A 21,842-nucleotide genomic window follows, 5' to 3' on the forward strand; every position below is an offset into this window, starting at 1 on the left:
GTGCAAATCTTCATCGTCATGCAGATCTGGTAGCCCGCAAGCTGGCTTGGGGTCAAGGCCAATTGACAGATCAAACCGCCTCTGCGCCCCTGCGGACAAGCAACAGGAGGCACCGATGCAGGCATCACAGCGCATCACACATATCCTTGGCGGCGGGTCTGACGGCTGGGATGTGTTCAACAAAGCCCGCGCGATGATCGCGGATGGCATCAAGGTGACCGAACTGACCATTGGGGAGCATGACATCCGCACCGCCGCCCCGATCTTGCAAGACATGCACCGCTCGGCCATGGGCGGGCATACCGGCTATGCCGCCATCCCCGGTGTGGCAGCGCTGCGCGATGCCGTTGCCGCCGAGGGTGCAAGACAGCACAGGCGTGCCAACGACACGCGACAACATCATGATCACCCCTGGCGGGCAGTCCGCCCTTTATGCCGCCCACGTCGCGGCCTGCGATCCGGGCGACCGCGCTTTGTACCTTGATCCCTACTATGCCACCTATCCCGGCACGCTGCGCGGCGTCAGTGCTGTGCCTGTCCGGGTGGAGACCAACGCCGCAGATGCCTTTCAACCGCAAGCCGCTGACATCGCTGCCGCCGCACCGGGGGCCAAATCCCTGCTGATCAACACACCGAACAACCCCACCGGCGTGATCTATACCCGCAAAACCCTCGAAGGCATCGCAAGGGTCTGTCAGGATCATGATCTCTGGCTGATCTCGGATGAGGTTTATGACACCCAAGTCTGGGAGGGCAGCCACCTGTCGCCCCGCGCCCTGCCCGGCATGAAAGAGCGCACGCTGGTGGTGGGCTCCATGTCCAAATCCCACGCCATGACAGGATCGCGCTGTGGCTGGGTGGTTGGGCCAGAGGATGTCGTCAATCACCTGATCAACCTTGCCACGCACACGACCTACGGTGTGCCCGGCTTTGTCCAGGACGCAGCCCTCTTTGCGCTTCAGCAAGGCGACGCGTTTGAAGCAGAGATTGCCGAACCATTTCGCCGTCGCCGGGCCATCGCCCAAAGCATTCTGGCGCGTCACAATGCGACTGGCTTGGTGCCCGCAGATGGTGCCATGTATCTGATGCTGGATATCCGGGCCACCGGGCTCAGCGGCGAGGATTTCGCCTATGCGCTTTTGGACAAACACCACATCGCGGTGATGCCGGGTGAAAGCTTTGGCAGGGCAGCGGCGGGTCATTTGCGGGTAGCGATGACCATCGAAGACAGCGCCTTTGAAGCCGCGATCACGACGCTTTGCAACTTTGCAGAGAGTATGATTGCAACGGCGTAACCTGTGGGAAGAAATCCGGCAAATGCTGCGAAAAATGCTGCATTTGCAGCGGTCGCAAACAGACCGCGGGGCCGCAAATAGAACAGAACGCGCCCTGTTCCGCTGACAACATCCGCTCAGAGGAGTTGGGATGAAAGCAGATATTTGCATCATCACAAGGGTCTGTTTGACCATTGGCGCCGTCCGAGGGCGGGCGGCACGGGGCGCACCTTTTCCGGTGTAGCGCGCCACCCGTTCTTTGGATCAAAAAACCCGGATACCTACATGACAGATCAAACCCCATTGCGCAGCGGCGGCCGAGCGGCCCGTCGTGCTGCGCGCGCCAAAGCCCTGCCCGACCACATGCGCCCCATCCGCCCTGGTATGGAGGGCGGCACCTATAAGCCCCTTTCAGACAAGGGCGTCCAAGACATCCATAACGCCGCCCTAGAAGCGCTTGAGACCGTAGGCCTTGTCGATGCCCCGCCCTCAGGCGTGGAATACATGACCCAAGCCGGTGCTACCTTGGGCGACGATGGCCGCCTTCGGTTTCCCCGCGCGCTGGTCGAAGATACGCTGGCGAATGCCAACCGCTCCGTCACGCTGTTTGCGCGCGATCCGCAATACGACCTCGAATTGTCGGGCAACCGGGTGCATTACGGCACCGCTGGCGCGGCGGTGCATTTGGTCGATGTAGAGGACAACAGCTACCGCGAATGCGGGGTGCAAGACCTTTACGATGCGGCGCGGATCACGGATGCGCTGGACAACATCCACTTTCTGCAACGCCCCATCGTTTGCCGGGACATCACCGACAACCTGGAGATGGATCTGAACACCATCTACGCGTCCTGCTCTGGCACCCTAAAACACATCGGCACGTCCTTTTCAGAGCCTGAGAACATCCCCGCAGCGCTTGAATTGCTGCATATGATTGCAGGGGGTGAGGACAAATGGCGCGAGCGGCCATTCGTGTTGAATTCCAACTGCTTTGTCGTGCCCCCAATGAAATTCGCCACTGAATCCTGCGAAGTGATGGAGGCCTGCATCAAAGGCGGCATGCCTGTGCTGCTGCTCTCTGCGGGCATGGCGGGGGCAACGGCACCTTCTACCGTGGCAGGCGCCATTGTGCAGGCGGTTGCGGAATGTCTGGCCGGTCTGGTCTATGTAAACGCGGTCAAACCTGGCCATCCTGCGGTCTTTGGCACCTGGCCCTTCGGGCTGGACCTGCGCACCGGGGCTATGACGGGCGGCTCGGGCGAACAGGCCCTGCTGACCGCAGGCTGCGCGCAGATGCACAGCTTTTACGGCCTGCCCGGCGGGGCTGCGGCCGGCATCGCGGATGCCAAAATGCCCGATATGCAAGCCGGATGGGAGCAGATGTGCTCCAACGTGATGGCCGGGTTGTCAGGCCTGAACATGGTCTATGAGGCCGCCGGGATGCATGCCTCCTTGCTGGGATTTTGCCACGAGTCGCTGATCCTGGGCGATGATCTGATTGGTCAGGCCATGCGCTGTGTGCGCGGCATTGAAGTGACAGAAGAAACCCTGGCGCTGGATCAGATGCGTGAGGTCTGTCTGGGCGGGCCGGGTCACTACCTGGGCACCGAACAGACACTCAGCCGGATGGAGATGGACCATGTCTATCCCTCCCTTGCCAACCGGTCCTCCCCCAAGGAATGGGATGAACTTGGCAAGCCCGATCTGATCAAGAACGCCACACAGCGCAAGGAAGAGATCCTGGCGCGCAGCTCTCGGGCGCGGCTTGATCCGGTGCTGGATCAAGCGATCCGTGAACGGTTCAACATTCACTTGCCGCTCTAGATCCAAAGCCCACCAAGCGTCCCAGCTGAATGCAGCTTATCCAAGCGGTTTCAGATGATTGCGCGGCGGGGTGCATCTGAAACTTAAGGGCCCATTAGTGCCCTTGTGACTTGCAAAAAAGAGGCCCGGCGCTGGGGGTGCCGGGCCTCTTAAAGCCATTTCAATTTACGTGCGACACCCGACATCACCTATGCGGCCTAAGCCTTTGGTGCAGGATGCATTTGGCGATGCAGGTCCATTGAAAACGGCTTTGGTGTCAGGCCACAAAGGTGAGCTGCCGCCCTTTGCGGCCCAACACTGCCCTACCCCTCAGAGGCGATGGGCATCAGGCCGGCTTCCTGCGCGGCCTGAACCTCGCCATCGTCAAGCGCCCCGTCGGCGTTCAGATCCATGGCGGAAAACTGTTCCGTAGTGACCTCCGGGTACACCGCTTGCACCTCAGCGACGCTGAGGATGCCGTCGCCGTTTGCATCCACCTCAGCCGCACCTGCGCCCATGGCGAAGGCAGGCACACAAAAGGCGGTCAGGGCCAGTGCGGTCAGTCGAATGGTCTTGGTCATGTTGATACTCCCTTTCAGGGTTACAAAATCGAAGGCGTTGCTGCCTTCCCCTTGTCAGACGCAAAAACGGGGGGTGGCATCCGGCACCAACCACAGCTCTGCGATGGCTTGCCGATCAGCGCGGCGGGGTTGGGCAAAGCCTTGCCCAAAAAGGGCCTTCGCGCCCCATCGGCGAAATATCCCTCAGAGATTGCCGCGATCAAAGGGCGCATACTGCGCAAAACAGGCCCGGAGATTGCTATGACACATGACATGCTTCTGACACTGCTGCCCAAGATCAAAAAGCGCGCCCGCAGGTTGGCTGCATCCGCCGATGAGGCTGAGGACATGACCCAGGAAACCGCGCTGAGGTTGCTGCAAGTGCTGGGCGGCGACACGCAGGTGCTAGCGCCTGAGCAATACGCCATGACCCTGCTGCACAATCTGGCGCGCCAGTCTTGGCGCGGCAAACGCACGATGGAGCCCTTGACCGACGATATGCTGCAAGCCCCACCCGAAGCCCCTGCCCGCCTGGCCTGTGCTGCGGTGCAGGAAGCGGTGACCACTTTGCCCCCCACGCAAGCCGCGCTCATTCGTTTGGTGATGAGCGGTGAGACCAGCCCGCAAGAGCTGGCCCGACGGTTGGGCCTGCCCAAGGGCACGGTGATGTCCCGCCTAGGCCGGGCCCGTGCACAGCTGCGCGCACAGATGGGGGTGAAACGCTCTGTCATAGAGCTTCTCTGACCGTCCTGCGCGCCTTTGCCTATACGTGACGCGGCCGCGCAGATCCGGCAAGTGGGCGCAAAACCTAATTGCTAAGCAGTGGGAAAAAGAAAATGGGGAGGGACGAGGCCCTCCCCAGGTTCGCCGTTCAGGCTCAATATGTTAACCGCTCGGTGTTTATTTGCCTGCGGCCTGAACGTCGTCCAGAGCGAGCGCACCCGCTCCGTGTCCCGCACCCCGGGGGCAAACCCGGGGCTGCGGAGTGGCGGCAAACGTTCGGACAGAACGAGGGTTGCCACCCCTATACATTGGCGCGCCAATCAGCGGGCCGGTATATTAAATTTCTCTAAAGCAACCGCGATAGTCCTTTCCGTAACTCCGAAGTAATGCGCCAACTGGTCAGTTTTTCCGCCATAAATGCTGTGAGCTGCGGCGAGCGCACCATCCGCAAAAAGCAAACAGTCGGCAAAATCGTTTGCTTCATTTTCAGCGCCCAGGTCCAAGTAGAATTCATCATCGCGCCTGTTCAAGTGCATTGGCTCGGCAAATGGATCACGCCGGTCTGCATGGAGGAGAAAATGCCCCAACTCATGCAGCACTGTAAAACGACGGATTCTGACATCATCCTGAATGTTAACCTCGATGCAAAAACCACTTTCACTGAATGCGTCTTGAACAAGTCGCCCACGAAATCCTCTCGGCAAGTTCATCATTCTTACATCGACACCAAGACTTTCCGCGAGCTCTTTTGCTGACGCAGCCTTATTGTGGCGCTGCGGCATAATATTGAAATTTCTCAATTTTTGCCGCAGTTCACCATCAATGGGCAGCTTTCTAAACACGTCTCTTAGAGAGCGCATACTATCTCTCCTTAGCTGCACCCGGACGTCCCGCCGCAGGTGTTGCACTTCATGCAGGTGCCGTTGCGCACCAGGGTGAAGTTGCCGCATTCGCCGCAGGCCTCGCCCTCATACCCCTGCATCTTGGCCTTGGTCCGTGCATCCAGTGCGACAGACCCCGACGCCACTGCCGTGGTGCTGGACATCGCCGCAACCGCAACGCCGCCGCCGCCCACATCTGGGGCAATCGCCGCACCTGTCTCAATGCCGCCCTGCAAAACCACAAGTTCCTGAGGCAGACGGTTGCGCAGATACCCGGTGGAGGAGATCTGTTTCAGCACATCCAGTGATTTGCTGGCCGCTGTCTCAGAAAGCTCAGCCACATTGGCCACGTTTTCCTCAGCCTCGCCCGCACCCAGGTCATCGAATGTAGCACCTTCCGGCTTCACATGCGCCAAATCCGTGCGATCCAGATAGCTGACCGCCAATTCGCGGAAGATATAGTCCAGGATCGAGGTTGCGTTCTTGATGCTGTCGTTGCCCTGCACCATGCCCGCGGGCTCAAACTTGGTGAAGGTGAAGGCATCCACGAACTCTTCCAGCGGCACGCCGTACTGTAGACCAACGGAAACCGCGATGGCGAAGTTGTTCATCATCGCCCGGAAGCCCGCGCCTTCTTTGTGCATGTCGATAAAGATTTCACCCAAGGTGCCATCTTCATATTCGCCGGTGCGCAGATAGACCTTGTGCCCGCCGACCATCGCCTTCTGCGTATAGCCCTTGCGGCGCTGAGGCATCTTTTCACGGTGGGATTTGATGATCTCTTTGACCACCACTTTCTCAACGATCTTTTCGGCCAATACTGCAGCTTTTTCCTGGATGGAGCCGGTTTCCAGCACCTCAGCCGCGTCATCGTCATCCTCAACCAAAGCTGCGGCCAAAGGCTGGCTCAGCTTGGAGCCGTCGCGGTAGAGCGCGTTGGCCTTGATGCCCAAGGACCAGCTCAGCTCATAGGCTTTCTGACAATCCTCGATCGTGGCGTCATTCGGCATGTTGATCGTCTTGGAGATCGCGCCTGAGATAAAGCTCTGCGCGGCAGCCATCATGGTGATGTGGCTGTTGACGGACAAGAAACGCTTGCCCTTCTTGCCGCAGGGGTTGGCGCAGTCGAAGATGCCATAGTGCTCTTCCTTGAGGTGCGGTGCCCCTTCCAGGGTCATCGTGCCGCAGACATGGTCGTTGGCGGCCTCAATGTCGGACCGGGCAAAACCCAGGGACTTGAGCAGATCAAAGGTCGGATCGTTCAGCTTGTCTGCTGGGATGCCCAGCACCTGGGTGCAGAACTCTTCGCCCAGCGTCCACTGGTTGAACACAAAACGGATGTCAAAGGCCTGCGCCAATGCCGCGTCCACTTTGGCCAGCTCATTGGGGCCAAACCCATGACCGGTCAGCGTGGTGTGGTTGATGCCGGGCGCATTGCCGATGGTGCCGTGGCCCACCGCGTAGCTGACGATTTCTTCGATCTGAGCAGAGCTGTAGCCCAGCTTTTCCAAAGCAGATGGAACGGATTGGTTGATGATCTTAAAGTAACCACCACCCGCAAGCTTCTTGAATTTCACCAGGGCAAAGTCAGGCTCAATCCCGGTGGTGTCGCAATCCATCACCAGACCGATGGTGCCGGTGGGCGCGATAACCGTGGCTTGCGCATTGCGGTAGCCATGCTTCTCACCCAAGGCCAGTGCTTCGTCCCAGCACGCCATGGCCACGTCCACCAGACCCGCTTGGGGACAGTTGGTGTGATCCAGTGCCACAGGCTTGACCGCGAGGTTTTCATAGCCGTCGACCTTGCCGTGTGCGGCCGTGCGGTGGTTGCGCATGACCCGCAGCATGTGATCGGCGTTCTTGGCATAGCCGGGGAATGTGCCCAGTTCGCTCGCCATCTCAGCAGAGGTGGCATAGGACACGCCCGTCATGATCGCAGTCAGGGCACCACAAAGCGCGCGGCCCTCGTCGCTGTCATAGGAATAGCCCATGTTCATCAGCAAACCGCCAATGTTTGCATAGCCCAGACCCAGCGTGCGGAAGTCATAAGACCGCTGTGCGATTTCCTTGGACGGGAACTGTGCCATCATGACAGAAATTTCCAGCGTCACGGTCCACAGACGCGAGGCGTGCATGTAATCCTCGACGTTGAACACGCCGTCTTCCAGGAAGGTCAGCAGGTTCATGGACGCCAGGTTACAGGCGGTGTCATCCAGGAACATGTATTCAGAACAAGGGTTTGAGCCACGGATTGCACCGTCTTCTGGGCAGGTGTGCCAGTCGTTCACGGTGTCGTGGTACTGAATGCCGGGATCGGCACAGGCCCAGGCGGCGTGGCCGACCTGCTCCCACAGATCGCGGGCACGGATGGTTTTGGCCACCTCGCCTGTCACGCGGTCCTTCAATTCCCAATCCGCGTCTTTTTCAACGGCTGTCAGGAAGGCATTGGTCACCCGGACTGAGTTGTTGGAGTTCTGGCCAGAGACGGAGTTATAGGCCTCAGAATCCCAATCCGTGTCGTAGGTTGGAAATTCGATGCTGGTGTGGCCCTGCTTGGCATAATCCAACACCCGCTTGATGTACGTCTCTGGGATAGATGACTTCTTTGCGCCGCGCACAGCCGCTTTCAGCTGTTCGTTCTTGGCAGGGTCATAAGCGTCGGCCTCTGCCCCATCCCACGCTTTGATCGCAGCAAAGATATCGTTGAGCTTTTGCTCATGCATTTTTGAGCCAGCAACGATGGACGCCACCTTTTGCTCTTCCAGCACCTTCCAGTTGATGAATTCTTCGATATCGGGGTGATCGGCATCCACGATGACCATCTTCGCCGCCCGGCGCGTTGTGCCGCCAGACTTGATGGCACCCGCAGCACGGTCACCGATTTTCAAGAAACCCATCAGGCCGGAGGACTTGCCTCCGCCTGACAGGCGCTCTCCGGCGGCACGCAGGGAGGAGAAGTTTGTGCCTGTGCCAGAGCCGTACTTGAACAGACGCGCTTCGCGCACCCAAAGATCCATGATGCCGCCGTCGCCGACCAGATCGTCTGCTACGGACTGAATGAAGCACGCATGTGGCTGCGGATGCTCATAGGAGGACTTGGAGCGGGTCAGCTTTTCGGTCTTGTGATCCACATAGTAATGCCCCTGTGCCGGCCCATCGATGCCGTAAGCCCAGTGCAGACCCGTGTTGAACCACTGAGGCGAGTTTGGTGCCGCGCGCTGGGACGCGAGCATATGGCGCATTTCGTCAAAATAGGCGCGCGCATCGTCTTCGGTGGAGAAATACCCACCTTTCCAGCCCCAGTACGCCCACGCGCCTGCAAGACGGTCAAACACCTGCTTGGAAGACGTCTCGCCCCCCAGCTCTGCGCCCTCAGCAGGAACGGAGCGCCACAGGAATTCAGGAACGCCTTTTTCTTTTACCTTCTTCAGCGCGCTTGGCACGCCAGCTTTGCGGAAATATTTCTGAGCGATCACGTCGCTGGCCACCTGGCTCCAGCTTGAGGGCACCTCAACATCGTCCAATTTGAACACGACGGAGCCATCTGGATTGCGGATCTCTGAGACCGTGCTCACAAAATCCAGGTCAGTGTATGCGTCCTGACCAGCCTTGGTAAATTTACGTTCAATCTTCATTTTCGCCGCCTCGTTCCCAGCGTTTCACCCCAGAGCAGACCCGATACCCGAGTTGTCCCCACACATGCCGTTCTTCGGCGCAAAACTGCCTGCTCCGGAGGCCGCAAGGCTCCGGCTGCACATGTGACAACCCCATTTAGGTTGGTCATTTTGCCTGTTCTGCACCGCGATGCGCCCTTAGGTGTTTAACCACCACATTTAGTGGCTGCATCGTCGACAGACACAAAGTGGCGTATCATGCCCTAGGCGGTCAACGGATTTTTTCTCGAATTGGCAAAAAAGAAAGCTTGCCAAAAATTAGGCCCGATCTGCTGCGGTGCAGCAGATTCTCCGCGCCCTGAAATGTCCACAGATCCCGCGGGGTGCTGCACAGCCGCGCAATGCCTATTTTCCAAAGAAACCGGCAGGTTTAACGGCGGACGTTACGAGATTGGTTGAACTTATCCACAGTTTACCATGCGTTAACACTCTCTGACCTGCCCACAAAAGCGGCAGATGTCAGCACAGCGGCTGCCAGATGGCGAAGCGGTAAATCGTGTAAATTTTGCAACATGAGCAGTGGAATCACCCCAATGCGAGTCGCAAATCACGCGGATGTTGTGGGCGTGACCGGATGACACACAACATATAGCGGTCACCGATATCAATTTGCCCATGCCGTGACCCTCCCCAGAAAGGGATGCCTACCGTCTATATCTAGTGTGAAGTGGTCGGAGCGAGAGGATTCGAACCTCCGACCCCCTGTACCCAAAACAGGTGCGCTACCAGGCTGCGCCACGCTCCGACTGCGCACTCTTTAGTGCGTGTTCAGGCGAAAGAAAAGCCCCCGTTTGAAGGAAATTAACACGCCCAAACCGGCGACCATTCCTCGTGGGCCGGGTGCCGCACTTCTGACCCTTCGGTGATCCCCAGACGCTTGGCCAAACCGCCGTTGATCTCCAACACGGTCAAGACGTCCCGCCCCCCATCAATGCCCGTCTCATCCAGTGGCACTGCGTTGTGGTGAATATGGGTGACGATGCCTTGGGCGTTGATAAACAGCATGTCCAAAGGAATGAGCGTATTGCGCATCCAAAAGCTGGTTGGGCGGGGCCGCTCATTTACGAAATACATCCCCGATGACAGCGGCAGGCTTTCGCGGTGCATCAGGCCTTGCGCCCTTTCATCAGGCTCATCGGCCAGTTCGATGGTGAACTGGGCGGTCCCCCAGTCTCCGCGCAGATATACCTTGTCCGGCGCACACTCCTGCGCCAGCGCCGCAGCACCGCACAGAACAAACACCGCCGCGCCAAACGCCCTGAAGATCAATTGGGATGAAGAACCTTTTCCCAAGCCTGCACCTCGACCGCCATGTTCCCACGCTTGCCTTCGATCACCCGAACCGCAAGCGCCTCTCCCGGTTGAAGATCAGACAAACCGGACTGGCGCAAGATTTCAATGTGCACAAAGACATCTTCAGGCCGCCCAAACACATTGGCAAAACCAAAACCCTTGGCTTTATCAAACCATTTCACGCGCGCAGGCTCCAACGGCACATCGTGCAATTCGCTGGCGTCGATCCCCGCCATATCCGCGAAGGAGGCAGGCACGCCGCCCTCGGGCGGTTCAATCGATACCACAGAGGTCGCCTGGACCCCGCGATCCGTCTTTTGCACAAAAAGAGCCACCCGCGCCCCATCGGCAACTGAGCTTTGACCGAAATTGCGCAGCACATTTACATGCAGCAGAATGTCAGGCCCACCTGTGTCCGCTACAACAAAACCAAACCCTTTGAAGGGATCGAACCACTTGACCACCCCGTTGACCGGGGTTTGTTCAGCGTCCGCAATTGGGTCTTGCGTGTCTTCTGTTCTTTCGTCTTCCACGTACATCCTACGTCATTCTTGAGCATTGGCTGCCTGCGCAAAACTTGCGCCGCAGACCTGCTTGCACTCCCATTGCATTTGTCAGGGGTTCAGCCGCACAACATCCCAGTCCGCGTCCGGCGTCTTCCTACGCCAGCGGAACCTGTCATGCAGTCTGTGATCCCCGTCTGCCCAAAACTCAATTTCTACCGGCCGCACGCGAAAGCCGCCCCAAAATGGCGGGCGATCAGGGTTCACACCCTTGGTTGCGGTCACTTTGGCCACTTCTGCCATCAACGCAGCACGCCCGCTAAGGGGCTGTGATTGGGCAGAAGCCCAAGCCCCCAAACGGCTTTTGAGCGAACGCGATTGATAATAAGCGTCTGCTTGTGGCCCATCCTCTTTACTCACCAAACCCCGGACACGGATCTGGCGGCGCAATGATTTCCAATGCAGGACGAAAGCAGCCTTGCCGGCGCTCATCAATTCCTGGCCCTTTTGGCTGTCGTAGTTTGTGTAAAAGACAAAGGCGTCTGCCTCGATCTCTTTCAACAAAACCATCCGAACATTGGGAAGCCCATCGACATCGACCGTGGCAAGTGCAATCGCATTGGCATCATTCACCTCCGAGGCCTCAGCCTCGGTCAGCCATACCTTCGCGATATCAAAGGGGTTCTCCCCTGCAAATTTGCCAGACCGACTTGTCATAAATCACTCATTTCACGAGAAAGCGCACATTCTGGCGGCTGTCTCATTGCACGCAGTCAGGGCTATAGGATTAAAACTTACCCAACAAGGCAAAGCAGCGGCGTTAACAAAAAACCCCTCCGGCATGCCTGAAAACGCCACCTGCAGGGTGGATTGCGACATTCACGGTCTCTTGATGGCCCGCCTTCAATGGCCTAAACGTCAACAACGCGAATTTTATGAGAGAATTGTTCAAAACATGGCCAACGATCTAATGAAAGGCAAGCGCGGTTTGATCATGGGCCTGGCCAATGACAAGTCGATTGCCTGGGGTGTTGCACAGGCTTTGGCAGATGCCGGAGCCGAGCTTGCGTTTTCATATCAAGGCGACGCGCTTAAAAAACGTGTGGGGCCCCTGGCCGGCCGTTTGGGCAGCGAAATCGTCCTGCCCTGCGATGTTGGGGATGAGGCGTCGATTGACGCGCTGTTTACACAACTCAAAGAAACTTGGGGCAGCCTGGACTTTATCGTGCACGCCATCGGGTTCTCTGACAAAAACGAATTGCGCGGACGCTATGTGGACACCAGCCGCAGCAATTTTGCGATGTCGATGGACATCTCCGTTTATTCCTTCACGGCTGTGATGCAGCGCGCAGAGAAGATGATGAATGAGGGGGCCAGCGCGGTGACGCTGACCTATTATGGCGCTGAAAAGGTCATGCCACATTATAACGTGATGGGCGTGGCAAAGGCCGCGCTTGAGGCATCGGTGAAATACCTGGCCGAAGATCTGGGCAAGGACGGCATCCGCGTGAATGCCATCTCAGCAGGCCCGATCAAAACTCTGGCCGCCTCCGGCATTGGCGATTTCCGCTACATCATGAAGTGGAACGAATACAATTCCCCACTGCGCCGGAACGTCTCTATCGAAGATGTGGGCAAAGCGGCCCTGTTCCTGTTGTCCGATCTGGGCAGCGGCACCACGGGTGAAAACCTGCACGTCGACGCCGGATATCATGTCGTTGGCATGAAAGCCGTAGACGCCCCGGACATGGCAAAGGAATAGGTCTTTGACGCTGACGCTGGCCGACCTGATCGCGTTCAATCTGGTGCTGATGGCCGCCATTGCCGCGCCGGGGGCAGCGCTGCTTTATTTTATCAAAACAACAGTGGCGTCAGGCCGTGCCGCAGGCATTGCCACGGGTGTGGGCCTGGGCACGGCTGCCGCGCTGTGGACGCTGGCAGCACTTATGGGGCTTGAGGTGGTCTTTGCCGTCTTCCCCTGGACCTATACTGCACTCAAACTTGGGGGTGCTGCCTATCTGATCTGGATTGCGGTGCAGACCTGGCGGCACGCCCATGCGCCCCTGGGCGAGGCCCCGACCCCACGGGGCAAAGCGGTGCTCTCAGGCCTCGCGTTGAACTTTGGCAATCCCAAATCCATGCTCTTTGCCGCCGCTGTGATCGTGGTTGTGTTCCCCAGGGCCTGGCACCGCTTGATATTGCCATTATTGTGATGAACCACTGGCTGCTGGAACTTGCATTTTACGCCGTTTTCGCTGTTTTGCTCAGCACCGCCCCCGCGCGCCGGGGCTATCTGCGGCTGAAACCCATCCTGGACCGTATCGCGGCGACCCTGCTGGGCGCGCTTGGTCTGCGTCTGATCTTGGAGAAATAATATGACTGATCGTTTGCCCCATGAAAAAGGCTTCCACATCTCCTGGGATCAAATCCACCGCGATAGCCGCGCCCTGGCGTGGCGGCTGGATGGACGCGGCCCCGGCGACGGCGCGTGGAAAGCTGTGGTGGCCATCACCCGTGGCGGCATGGCCCCCGCCATGATCGTGGCGCGCGAATTGGACATCCGCACCGTGGATACCATTTCGGTGATGTCCTACCACTCCGGCGGCGGCAAAGCCGATCAGCGCCGCGAGGCCCAAGTGCTCAAAGCCCCCGATCCAGAGGTGATGGGCGACGGCACCGGCGTGCTGATCGTGGACGATTTGGTGGACAGCGGCAAAACGCTGGAATTGGTCCGCCAACACTACCCACAAGCACATTTCGCCACCGTCTACGCCAAACCCGAAGGTGAGCCGCAGGTCGACACCTTTATCACCGGCGTCAGCCAGGACACCTGGATCTTCTTTCCATGGGATATGGCGCTGCAATATGTTGAACCCTACCGGGGCCGCGATTAACCCGCACCTTCATCTTTCCACTACACCTCCAGGGAGCGCGAGGGGCTGGCCCCTCGCATGCCACTTGCAAAGCAGAGCCGCCAGATGACACAGCCCCGCACCACCGCCACCTTTCCGCCCCCCGTGATGGAAGCCCGCCGTTGGCTTCAAGGTGTGACGCACCCTGCGGACCGCCCCTTGATCAATGTCAGCCAGGCCGCACCGGTGGATCCCCCACCCCAAGGCCTGCGCCAAGCCATGGCGGACGCCATCCTCACCCAGGATGAGGCGCATCTTTACGGCCCCGTTCTGGGCCTGCCTGCCTTGCGCGACACGCTGGCGTCTCAGATCTCGGCGCATTATGCGGGCACCATCACGCCCGATCAGGTCTGCATCACCTCAGGCTGCAATCAGGCTTTTTCAGCAACGATAGCCATGCTCTGTGCCGAAGGTGATGAGGTGATCCTGCCCACGCCCTGGTACTTTAATCACAAGATGTGGCTGGACATGTCCGGCGTCGCGGCGGTGCCGCTGACTACGGGATCCGACATGCTGCCCACAGTTGACGCCGCGCGGGCCGCGATCACGGATAAAACCCGCGCCATCGCGCTGGTGACGCCGAACAACCCGGCGGGCGTCGAATATCCCGCCCCCCTCGTGCGCGCCTTTTTTGAGCTGGCCCGAGAGGCTGGCATCGCCCTGATTGTCGATGAAACCTACCGTGATTTCGACAGCCGCAGCGGCCCGCCCCATGATTTGTTCAGCGATCCCGCCTGGGACGACACGCTGATCCACCTTTATTCCTTTTCCAAAGCCTACCGGCTGACCGGTCACCGTGTGGGTGCGATGGTATCAGGCGCGGCCCGCTTGGCAGAGGCAGAGAAATTCCTCGATACCGTTGCCATCTGCCCCAGCCAAGTGGGCCAGATTGGCGCCCTTTGGGGCATGCAAAACCTGGGCCAATGGCTGGCAAGTGAGCGGGATGAGATTCTGGCGCGCCGCGCTGCGATCACCGAAAACATGCCCAAACTGACCGCCGCCGGCTGGGAGCTGTTGGGCCTGGGGGGCTATTTTGCCTATATGCGCCACCCCTTTGGCATCAGCTCAGCTGATTTGGCACCGCAGCTTGTGCGCGATGCAGGTGTGCTTTGCCTACCGGGCACCATGTTTTATCCCGCCGATGATCCGACAGGCGCGCAGGAGTTGCGCATCGCTTTTGCCAACCTTGATGCGGCGGGCATTTCAACACTCTTTGATCGTCTGGCAGCTCTTGAGACCACTTAGTGCTCTTGCCCCGCCCCGCAGACGCGCATAGACACGGGCGGCAATGGATTTAGGCGCGAAGGGGCGGCTCACATGGCGAAAGGTTCAAGCATCGGCAAATCTGCGATGTGGGTTCTCATGGGCTTTCTTATCCTGGGCCTGGCGGGCTTTGGGGCGGTCAACCTGAGTGGCAACATCCGCACAATTGGCACAGTGGGCACAATGCCGATCCCGGTAGATGCCTATGCCCGGCAGTTGCAAAACGAAATCCGCGCTATTGAACAGCAAACCGGCCAACAGCTTCCCTTTGCAGAAGCCCAGCAAATTGGCCTGGACCGTGCCGTGCTGCAACGCCTTGTGCGCAATCGCGCGCTGGATCACGAAAACAGCGAATTGGGTCTGTCCATTGGGGATGAGGCCCTGCGCGAAGAAATCCTGCAAATCCCGGCATTTCAGGGCGTAAACGGCCAGTTCGACCGCGAAGGCTATCGCTTTGCCCTGCAACAAGGCGGGATTACGGAAGCCGAATTTGAACTGTCCTTGCGCGAAGAAGCCGCGCGTACCCTGCTTCAGGGCGCCATCCTGGGCGGCGTTGAAATGCCCTCGGTCTATGCCGAGACGCTGGTGAACTACGTCGGCGAACAGCGCAGCTTTACCTGGACCCTGTTGGGGGCGGACGATCTGGCTGAGCCGTTGCGCGCCCCAACATCCGAAGAGCTGCGCAGCTTTTACGATGCCAACACCGACCGCTTCATGTTGCCTGCAACCAAGGTGATTACCTATGCCCTGCTGGAACCCGGCGCGCTTGTGGATGAGATCGAAGTGCCCGAAGACGAGCTGCGCGCAGAATATGACGCCCGCGCCAATCTTTATAACCAGCCTGAGCGGCGCTTGGTGGAACGTTTGGTCTTTTCAGATGAGGCCGAAGCCAATCAAGCGGCCGCCAACCTGGAAGTAGGCGGCACGACCTTCCGCGCCTTGGTTGAGGATCGCGGCTTGCAGCTGGCGGATGTGGATCTGGGCGATGTCAGCCGGCTTGAACTGGATGCCGCGGGCGAAGGCGTTTTCACAGCTGAGGTTGGCGACGTTGTGGGCCCCCTGCCCAGCTCCCTTGGACCGGCGCTTTTCCGGGTGAACGCGGTTCTGCCTGCGCAAAACACATCGTTTGAAGAAGCCCGCCCCGACCTGCAGCAGGAACTGGCGTTGACACGCGCCGTCCGTGCTGTGGAGGCCCGCGCACAGGACTTTGACGATCAACTGGCCGGTGGCACCACGCTGGAGCAGCTGGCCGATGAGACCGAAATGACCTTGGGACAGATCAACTGGACGGCTGTCACCTCCGAAGGCATCGCGGCCTATGACGATTTCCGCCAAGAGGCCAGCGCCCTGGCTGAAGGTGATTTCCCGCAGATCAAACAGCTTGATGACGGCAGTGTTTATGCGATGCGCCTGGATGAGGAACTGCCTGAGCGGCCCGAACCCTTTGAAGCGGCCATTGAGACTGTGCGCACCGCATGGGAGGCCGAACAGACCGTCACCCTTTTGAATGCGCAGGCCGAAGCCACCTTTAGCGATCTGCAAGGCGACGGCGCGTTTGAGGCCGCAGGCTTTGACGCGGTGATTGAGACCGGTCAGACCCGCAACGCCTTTATCAACGGCACCCCGGCTGGTTTCATGTCAGAAGTCTTCGACATGGCCCCTGGTGATCTTCGGGTTTTGTCTGGCGATGACACCGTGGTCATTGTCCGGCTTGATGACATCACGCCCGCCTCCGAGGATGCCCAAAGCGTGGCCTTGGCCGAACAGCTTGGCGCGCAGATCAATCAGGCCTTGGCCCAAGATCTGTTCAACGTCTATGCCGATGACGTTGTTCGCCGCGCGGTGCCCCAAGTAGACCAACGTGCGCTGCAAGCCGTGCACGTCAATTTCCCCTAAGCGCAAGATCATGGCCCTGACCCCTTCCTACGACGCCTTTGAGACCGGCTATGCCGAAGGCCGCAACCAGATTGTCTACACCCGTCTGGCGGCGGATCTGGACACACCGGTTTCGCTGATGCTGAAACTGACCAGTGCGGCAGAAAACAGCTTTGTGCTGGAATCTGTCACCGGCGGTGAGGTGCGCGGCCGCTATTCCATCATCGGGATGAAGCCAGACCTGATTTGGCGCTGTGATGGTGAAACCTCAGCGATCAACCGCTCAGCGCGCTATGATGCGGATGCGTTTGAACCTGTCGCGGGCAATCCGCTGGATGCCCTGCGCGGCCTGATTGCCGAATCCAAGATCGACCTGCCCGATGACCTGCCCCAGTGCGGCGGCGGGCCTTTTTGGCTATCTTGGCTATGACATGATCCGGCTGGTGGAACACCTGCCCCACGTCAACCCTGACCCCCTGGGCGTGCCGGACGCGCTGATGATGCGCCCCTCTGTGGTGGCTGTGCTGGACGGGGTGAAGGGCGAGGTGACCATCGTCTCACCCGCCTGGGTGTCAGAAGGGCAGACCGCCCGCGCCGCCTATGCGCAGGCCGCAGAACGGGTGATGGACGCGGTCCGTGATCTGGAACGCGCGATGCCCGGTGCCTCGCGCAACCTGGGCGATGCGACCGAAACGGGCGAACCTGTCAGCAACTTCTCCAAAGATGCCTACCTGGCGGCTGTTGAAAAAGCACGCGACTACATCGTCGCAGGCGATATCTTTCAGGTGGTGCCGTCGCAACGCTGGGCGCAGAATTTCCCGCAACCGCCCTTCTCTCTCTATCGCTCATTGCGGCGCACCAATCCCTCGCCGTTCATGTTCTATTTCAACTTTGGCGGCTTCCACGTTGTTGGCGCCTCGCCTGAAATTTTGGTGCGCGTCTTTGGCAACGAGGTGACCATTCGTCCGATTGCGGGCACCCGCCGCCGCGGTGCCACCCCAGAGGAAGACCGCGCGCTGGAGGCTGAGCTTTTGGCCGATGAAAAGGAGCTGGCCGAGCATCTGATGCTGCTTGATCTGGGCCGCAACGATGTGGGCCGTGTCGCCAAGATCGGGACGGTACGTCCCACCGAGGAATTCATCGTCGAACGCTACAGCCATGTGATGCATATCGTCTCCAACGTGGTGGGTGAGCTTAACGACGGCTGCGATGCGCTGGACGCTTTCTTTGCCGGGATGCCTGCGGGCACCGTATCTGGCGCCCCCAAGGTCCGCGCGATGGAGATCATCGACGAACTGGAGCCAGAAAAGCGCGGCATTTATGGCGGCGGCGTGGGTTATTTCAGCGCAGGCGGTGATATGGACATGTGTATCGCCTTGCGCACAGCCGTCATCAAGGATGACACCCTCTATATCCAGGCAGGCGGTGGCGTGGTCTATGACAGCGACGCAGAGGCTGAGTTCATGGAAACGGTGCACAAATCCGGCGCCATTCGCCGCGCAGCCGCCGATGCGGCGCGCTTTGACGGATCGGGACGCAACTAGCGATGTCTGCCGCGCGCCCCGCCTTTGAGATCGCAGGGCAGACCGTGGCCCCAGGCGGCAGATCAACGGTCACTCTGCCCGTCTCAACCCTGCCTGATCACACGCCCGTCGGTCTGCAAATTGAGGTGCTGCACGGCAAACGCCCCGGCCCCACGATGTTTGTCAGCGCCGCAGTGCACGGGGATGAAGTCATAGGCGTGGAAATCGTGCGCCGTTTGCTGCGCGCCCCGCAGCTGAGCGCGATAAGAGGGACGTTGCTGGTGATCCCAGTGGTGAACTCATACGGTTTTTTGTCCCGGTCGCGGTATCTGCCGGACAGACGCGATCTGAACCGTTGCTTTCCGGGCCATCCTTACGGCTCACTGGGCGCGCGGCTGGCCCATATCTTTCTCAATGATGTCGTATTGCGCTGTGATTTCGGCATTGATCTGCATTCCGCCGCCATCCACCGCACCAACCTGCCCCAGGTCCGCGTGTCGCCCGGTGATAAGGCGATCCGCAAGATGGCACAGGATTTTGGCGCGCCGGTTGTGCTGACCTCTGCGCTGCGCGACGGCTCGCTGCGGGCGGTGGCGGCCAAGCATGACAAACCGATCGTCCTTTATGAGGCGGGCGAAGGCTTGCGGTTTGATGAAATGGCGGTTCGGGCCGGAGTTGCGGGCATTCTGCGCGTCATGCGAGGCCAAGACATGCTGCCCGCCAAAGGCATCGCCAAGCCCAAGGCCGCGCCACTGATCTGCACGTCTTCGACCTGGCTGCGCGCGCCTGCGGGCGGTCTGTTGCGCACCTTCCGCGCAGAGGGCGAGACAGTAGCTGAGGGCGATATTCTGGCGACGGTCTCCGATCCCTTTGGTGCTGTTGAAACCGATCTCACAGCGCCCGAGGCTGGCATTCTGATTGGCCGTGCGATCCTGCCCATCGTCAACGAAGGCGACGCGGTCTTTCACCTGGCACAGCTCAGCCCACAGGCTGCCGAAGACACGGTGGATGATCTGGCCAGCCAGCTCGAAAGCGATCCGCTCTTTGATGAAGATGAGATCATATGAGGATTGCCAACTTGGCCCTCAAAGCTATCTTCAGGAAAACCGGGGAGGTTTCCATGCTCAGACTAACCGCACTTATTTTGGCCCTGACCACGTCTGCCGCACAAGCGGACCTGGCGGTCCGTTTCAGCGAAGGTGCACCCAAAGACCGCTTTACCCTGACCAACACTGGTGATTGCGCATTGCCGAAGATGCAGGTTGTCCTGGATCTGGGCACAGCGCCTGCGGGTCTGATTTTCGATGTCACAGGCGCTGGTGCAGGGGTTGAGGTGTTTCAACCCTTTGAACTGGTGGCAGGGGCTGAGAACCTGACCAGCCTGCCCGCCGTGTTGGATGGCGATTCAGCCATCGCGCTGGATTTTAGCGGGCTTGCAGCAGGCAAAGCGGTGGCTTTCACTATTGATGTGGATGACACGGGCGGTGGCCGCGAGATCACAGTCGACGGGTCAGAGATTTCCGGTGCCACCATCCGTGCCGATCTGGGCGAAGAGACGTTGCAGGCCACGTTTGACAGCTCTGCCACCGCTGAGATCGCCATGGCAGGCTGCACGTCCTGACCGTTAGGTCCGAACGGGGCGCTTATTGGCCTTGCAGCAATACCGCTGAGATCGGGGCCAGCGCGACCTGGCCCGCTCTGTCCTGCAAACCCCACAAAAGCAAAGCAGAAATCGTGTCGGGCCGCAGGCGGCCTTGCATGATTACCGCCCCTTCCTGTCCAGCCTTAAAGGCCGCCTGATCCAGGAACCGCCGGATCACCGTCGCGGTCTGGTCTTTGCTGTCAAAGTCCCGGAACACCGGGCTGGCCGGCACACCTTCGCGGCGGGCCAGCGTCGGCATCGTGTTCAGCCCCCGGCTTTGCGTGACCAGCCCATGTCCCGTCTCCGCCAGAACGGCGTTGACCTGATCAGAGGCGCTGCGGCTGGGCTGCAGCCCGGCCCCTACACCCTCCAAGACGCCCACAACCTCACCCAACTGGGGCAAAACGGCCCCTAGCGTTGTTTCCACGTCAGAGGCCTGCGCCCCTTCGGGCAGGTCGATCATCGCTAGAACCTCAAACCCCTTCTCCCGGTAAAGCGTCACGCGCTCGGCCGCATCTGGCAATGCGGCATCCACCGCAAAGCTCAGGGTGTAAGGAAAGCTGCTAAGCGCTGCGATGCCAGCGGCACCAGAGGTGGGTGCCGTGCCATCGTCGATCAACACGACGCTCATCAACGGTTTGCCTTCAGGGTTCTCAAAAGGCTGCCCGAAACGGACAATCGGGCGGGGATCGGCATCGGCCTCCGGTGCAGTATCAGGCTCAGATGCCTCAGCATCTGCGGTTTCTTGCTCTTGTTGGCTGGTGATGATCCGGTTGACCGAAACGCCGTCGGTATTGCGGTCCGTCAAAGAGATGCCAGGCGTTCCGATTTGCGGCCGCAGCGCGGGTGCAAGGGCGACCACATCAGTGTTTTCCTCTGCACTTGGGGCGGGCGCAGGCTCTGCCGGGGTGGTTTCTGCGACCTCAGGCTCTGCCACACTAGGCGTTTCAGGCTGCTCCGCCGCCTCAGCCTCTGCCGGGGTAGTTTCCGCCACCTCGGGCTCTGTTGGCTCTGTCAAGCTGGGTGTTTGAGGTTGCTCCGCCACGTCGGGCTCAGGTGCGACCGGAACTGTTGGCGCTTCCGCAATCTCAGGCGACGGGGCCGCATCTGACGGCTCGGGTTGCGGCGCTGCTTCTGCCGTTTCCTCGGACGATGGGGCCGCGCCCTCAGTCTGGGTCGTCACATCAGCCTCTGCGGTGCTCTGCGTCTCAGCGGCAGCGGGGCTTTCATCCTCCGGCCGCACTTGCGCTGTCTCTTCGGCCTCAGATGTTTCAGAGGGAACGGCGCTATCGGCTACCGCCTCTTCACCCGTTGCCGGTGTCGAAGCCGTTTCAGCCGTCTCACCCGGATCAGCATCCTCTGCTTGCGGTGTCGCTTCGGCAAAGGCGGTTTCGGTATCTGGTGCCTCAGGCTGAGGGGGCTGCGCCGGTTCGGTGCTGATCGACAGCTCATCTGCCGCCTGCGGCTCCATCGGTGCCAAGGCAAGCGGGTTGGGCAAAACAGGCGCATCCCCTTCCAAAGCAACGCTGCCTGCCTCTTCAGGGGCCTCTGGGGCCGTCATCCCGTCTATGCCGCCGGTGCTGGGGACCTCAGCCGAGGCAATGGTATCGTCATCCAGCGCCAGCGTGTCCGGATCTGGCGCCGCTGCGGGTGCATCCGCTTGCGCTGTGGGCTGTGCTTCGGCAGCGGCATCACGGGCTTGCAGTTCTTCGCTCAAGACCGGTGTAGGCCCCTGCCCATCTGCGGCCACCGCATCCGTGACCTCAGGCGATTGCGGCGGAGGCGCTACAATAGAGGCCACTGTCACAGCGCCCACGCCCAACGCACCGCCCCACAGCGCTCCCAAGATAAAACCACGTGCCATGATGCACATTCTCCTGCAAATCGGTGCTGACCGCTCAGCCGCCGCTCAATTT

General features: G+C 59.8%; 17 protein-coding genes, 1 tRNA gene and 2 pseudogenes. 12 read left to right on the top strand and 8 right to left on the bottom strand.

The window, feature by feature from the left end:
- Positions 1 to 115: 115 nt before the first annotated feature.
- Together ACZ1HM_RS12470 and ACZ1HM_RS12475 are read left to right on the top strand one after the other, a co-directional pair.
- Positions 116 to 1,295, top strand: a pseudogene (locus tag ACZ1HM_RS12470) (pyridoxal phosphate-dependent aminotransferase).
- 264 nt (positions 1,296 to 1,559) lie between these two features.
- Entirely contained in the window at positions 1,560 to 3,098 is a 1,539-nt protein-coding gene (locus ACZ1HM_RS12475; protein WP_472743052.1) for a trimethylamine methyltransferase family protein, read from the top strand.
- A gap of 302 nt (positions 3,099 to 3,400) precedes the next feature.
- Here the strand turns inward: ACZ1HM_RS12475 and ACZ1HM_RS12480 are convergent, their stop codons facing one another.
- Positions 3,401 to 3,658, bottom strand: coding sequence for an EF-hand domain-containing protein (locus ACZ1HM_RS12480; RefSeq protein ID WP_472743053.1), 258 nt, complete (start codon positions 3,656 to 3,658; stop codon positions 3,401 to 3,403).
- A gap of 51 nt (positions 3,659 to 3,709) precedes the next feature.
- On the opposite strand from ACZ1HM_RS12480, the gene ACZ1HM_RS12485 reads away from it, so the two are divergent.
- A complete protein-coding gene (locus tag ACZ1HM_RS12485; protein ID WP_472743054.1) occupies positions 3,710 to 4,381 on the top strand; it encodes an RNA polymerase sigma factor in 672 nt (223 codons plus the stop codon).
- Positions 4,382 to 4,680: 299 nt separating this feature from the next.
- Here the strand turns inward: ACZ1HM_RS12485 and ACZ1HM_RS12490 are convergent, their stop codons facing one another.
- From ACZ1HM_RS12490 to pdxH, 6 genes are all read right to left on the bottom strand, one after another.
- Entirely contained in the window at positions 4,681 to 5,220 is a 540-nt protein-coding gene (locus ACZ1HM_RS12490; RefSeq protein ID WP_472743055.1) for an ImmA/IrrE family metallo-endopeptidase, read from the bottom strand.
- A gap of 11 nt (positions 5,221 to 5,231) precedes the next feature.
- Positions 5,232 to 8,876, bottom strand: coding sequence for a vitamin B12-dependent ribonucleotide reductase (locus ACZ1HM_RS12495; protein ID WP_472743056.1), 3,645 nt, complete (start codon positions 8,874 to 8,876; stop codon positions 5,232 to 5,234).
- Between the two features lie 707 nt (positions 8,877 to 9,583).
- Positions 9,584 to 9,660, bottom strand: a tRNA-Pro gene (locus tag ACZ1HM_RS12500).
- 56 nt (positions 9,661 to 9,716) lie between these two features.
- Positions 9,717 to 10,184 (bottom strand): DUF192 domain-containing protein, encoded by a 468-nt coding sequence (locus tag ACZ1HM_RS12505; RefSeq protein ID WP_472743057.1) that lies wholly within the window; start codon positions 10,182 to 10,184, stop codon positions 9,717 to 9,719.
- Positions 10,181 to 10,747, bottom strand: coding sequence for a cold-shock protein (locus tag ACZ1HM_RS12510; protein ID WP_472743058.1), 567 nt, complete (start codon positions 10,745 to 10,747; stop codon positions 10,181 to 10,183). Before ACZ1HM_RS12510 ends, ACZ1HM_RS12505 begins: the two co-directional genes overlap by 4 nt.
- 75 nt (positions 10,748 to 10,822) lie before the next feature.
- Positions 10,823 to 11,428 (bottom strand): pyridoxamine 5'-phosphate oxidase, encoded by a 606-nt coding sequence (gene pdxH, locus ACZ1HM_RS12515; protein WP_472743059.1) that lies wholly within the window; start codon positions 11,426 to 11,428, stop codon positions 10,823 to 10,825.
- A 238-nt stretch (positions 11,429 to 11,666) separates the two neighbouring features.
- Here pdxH and fabI point away from each other — a divergent pair, with 238 nt between their 5' ends.
- From fabI to ACZ1HM_RS12560, 9 genes and pseudogenes are all read left to right on the top strand, one after another.
- A complete protein-coding gene (fabI, locus tag ACZ1HM_RS12520; RefSeq protein WP_472743060.1) occupies positions 11,667 to 12,473 on the top strand; it encodes an enoyl-ACP reductase FabI in 807 nt (268 codons plus the stop codon).
- Between the two features lie 4 nt (positions 12,474 to 12,477).
- The gene (locus tag ACZ1HM_RS12525; protein WP_472743061.1) at positions 12,478 to 12,924 is read left to right on the top strand and encodes a LysE family transporter; all 447 of its coding nucleotides are present in this window, start codon (positions 12,478 to 12,480) and stop codon (positions 12,922 to 12,924) included.
- On the top strand, positions 12,924 to 13,085 hold the full coding sequence (locus ACZ1HM_RS12530; protein WP_472743062.1) for a hypothetical protein: 162 nt from the start codon (positions 12,924 to 12,926) through the stop codon (positions 13,083 to 13,085). The genes ACZ1HM_RS12525 and ACZ1HM_RS12530 overlap by 1 nt, the downstream gene beginning before the upstream one ends.
- A gap of 1 nt (position 13,086) precedes the next feature.
- The gene (gene gpt / locus ACZ1HM_RS12535) at positions 13,087 to 13,605 is read left to right on the top strand and encodes a xanthine phosphoribosyltransferase (protein WP_472743063.1); all 519 of its coding nucleotides are present in this window, start codon (positions 13,087 to 13,089) and stop codon (positions 13,603 to 13,605) included.
- Positions 13,606 to 13,689: 84 nt separating this feature from the next.
- On the top strand, positions 13,690 to 14,868 hold the full coding sequence (locus tag ACZ1HM_RS12540; RefSeq protein ID WP_472743064.1) for an aminotransferase: 1,179 nt from the start codon (positions 13,690 to 13,692) through the stop codon (positions 14,866 to 14,868).
- A gap of 72 nt (positions 14,869 to 14,940) precedes the next feature.
- Positions 14,941 to 16,782, top strand: a complete 1,842-nt coding sequence (locus tag ACZ1HM_RS12545; protein ID WP_472743065.1) for a peptidyl-prolyl cis-trans isomerase — start codon at positions 14,941 to 14,943, stop codon at positions 16,780 to 16,782.
- Between the two features lie 10 nt (positions 16,783 to 16,792).
- Positions 16,793 to 18,305 (top strand): annotated as a pseudogene (gene trpE / locus ACZ1HM_RS12550) (anthranilate synthase component I).
- A gap of 2 nt (positions 18,306 to 18,307) precedes the next feature.
- Positions 18,308 to 19,351 carry a succinylglutamate desuccinylase/aspartoacylase family protein gene (locus tag ACZ1HM_RS12555; protein ID WP_472743066.1) on the top strand — a complete coding sequence of 348 codons (1,044 nt, stop codon included), beginning with the start codon at positions 18,308 to 18,310 and terminating at the stop codon, positions 19,349 to 19,351.
- A gap of 53 nt (positions 19,352 to 19,404) precedes the next feature.
- Positions 19,405 to 19,905 carry an aggregation factor core gene (locus tag ACZ1HM_RS12560; RefSeq protein WP_472743067.1) on the top strand — a complete coding sequence of 167 codons (501 nt, stop codon included), beginning with the start codon at positions 19,405 to 19,407 and terminating at the stop codon, positions 19,903 to 19,905.
- Between the two features lie 22 nt (positions 19,906 to 19,927).
- Here the strand turns inward: ACZ1HM_RS12560 and ACZ1HM_RS12565 are convergent, their stop codons facing one another.
- A complete protein-coding gene (locus tag ACZ1HM_RS12565) occupies positions 19,928 to 21,790 on the bottom strand; it encodes a divergent polysaccharide deacetylase family protein (protein ID WP_472743068.1) in 1,863 nt (620 codons plus the stop codon).
- Between the last annotated feature and the right edge of the window lie 52 nt (positions 21,791 to 21,842).

Source organism: Sulfitobacter sp. GN1-4, assembly GCF_055693825.1.

What these genes read in the sequence shown, in the direction of transcription:
- ACZ1HM_RS12490 (WP_472743055.1), bottom strand. Translation starts at nt 5,220, where the DNA reads ATGCGCTCTCTAAGAGACGTGTTTAGAAAGCTGCCCATTGATGGTGAA.
- ACZ1HM_RS12560 (WP_472743067.1), top strand. Translation starts at nt 19,405, where the DNA reads ATGCTCAGACTAACCGCACTTATTTTGGCCCTGACCACGTCTGCCGCA.
- ACZ1HM_RS12475 (WP_472743052.1), top strand. Translation starts at nt 1,560, where the DNA reads ATGACAGATCAAACCCCATTGCGCAGCGGCGGCCGAGCGGCCCGTCGT.
- ACZ1HM_RS12495 (WP_472743056.1), bottom strand. Translation starts at nt 8,876, where the DNA reads ATGAAGATTGAACGTAAATTTACCAAGGCTGGTCAGGACGCATACACT.
- ACZ1HM_RS12555 (WP_472743066.1), top strand. Translation starts at nt 18,308, where the DNA reads ATGTCTGCCGCGCGCCCCGCCTTTGAGATCGCAGGGCAGACCGTGGCC.
- gpt (WP_472743063.1), top strand. Translation starts at nt 13,087, where the DNA reads ATGACTGATCGTTTGCCCCATGAAAAAGGCTTCCACATCTCCTGGGAT.
- ACZ1HM_RS12540 (WP_472743064.1), top strand. Translation starts at nt 13,690, where the DNA reads ATGACACAGCCCCGCACCACCGCCACCTTTCCGCCCCCCGTGATGGAA.
- fabI (WP_472743060.1), top strand. Translation starts at nt 11,667, where the DNA reads ATGGCCAACGATCTAATGAAAGGCAAGCGCGGTTTGATCATGGGCCTG.
- pdxH (WP_472743059.1), bottom strand. Translation starts at nt 11,428, where the DNA reads ATGACAAGTCGGTCTGGCAAATTTGCAGGGGAGAACCCCTTTGATATC.
- ACZ1HM_RS12565 (WP_472743068.1), bottom strand. Translation starts at nt 21,790, where the DNA reads ATGGCACGTGGTTTTATCTTGGGAGCGCTGTGGGGCGGTGCGTTGGGC.
- ACZ1HM_RS12545 (WP_472743065.1), top strand. Translation starts at nt 14,941, where the DNA reads ATGGCGAAAGGTTCAAGCATCGGCAAATCTGCGATGTGGGTTCTCATG.
- ACZ1HM_RS12530 (WP_472743062.1), top strand. Translation starts at nt 12,924, where the DNA reads ATGAACCACTGGCTGCTGGAACTTGCATTTTACGCCGTTTTCGCTGTT.
- ACZ1HM_RS12480 (WP_472743053.1), bottom strand. Translation starts at nt 3,658, where the DNA reads ATGACCAAGACCATTCGACTGACCGCACTGGCCCTGACCGCCTTTTGT.
- ACZ1HM_RS12510 (WP_472743058.1), bottom strand. Translation starts at nt 10,747, where the DNA reads ATGTACGTGGAAGACGAAAGAACAGAAGACACGCAAGACCCAATTGCG.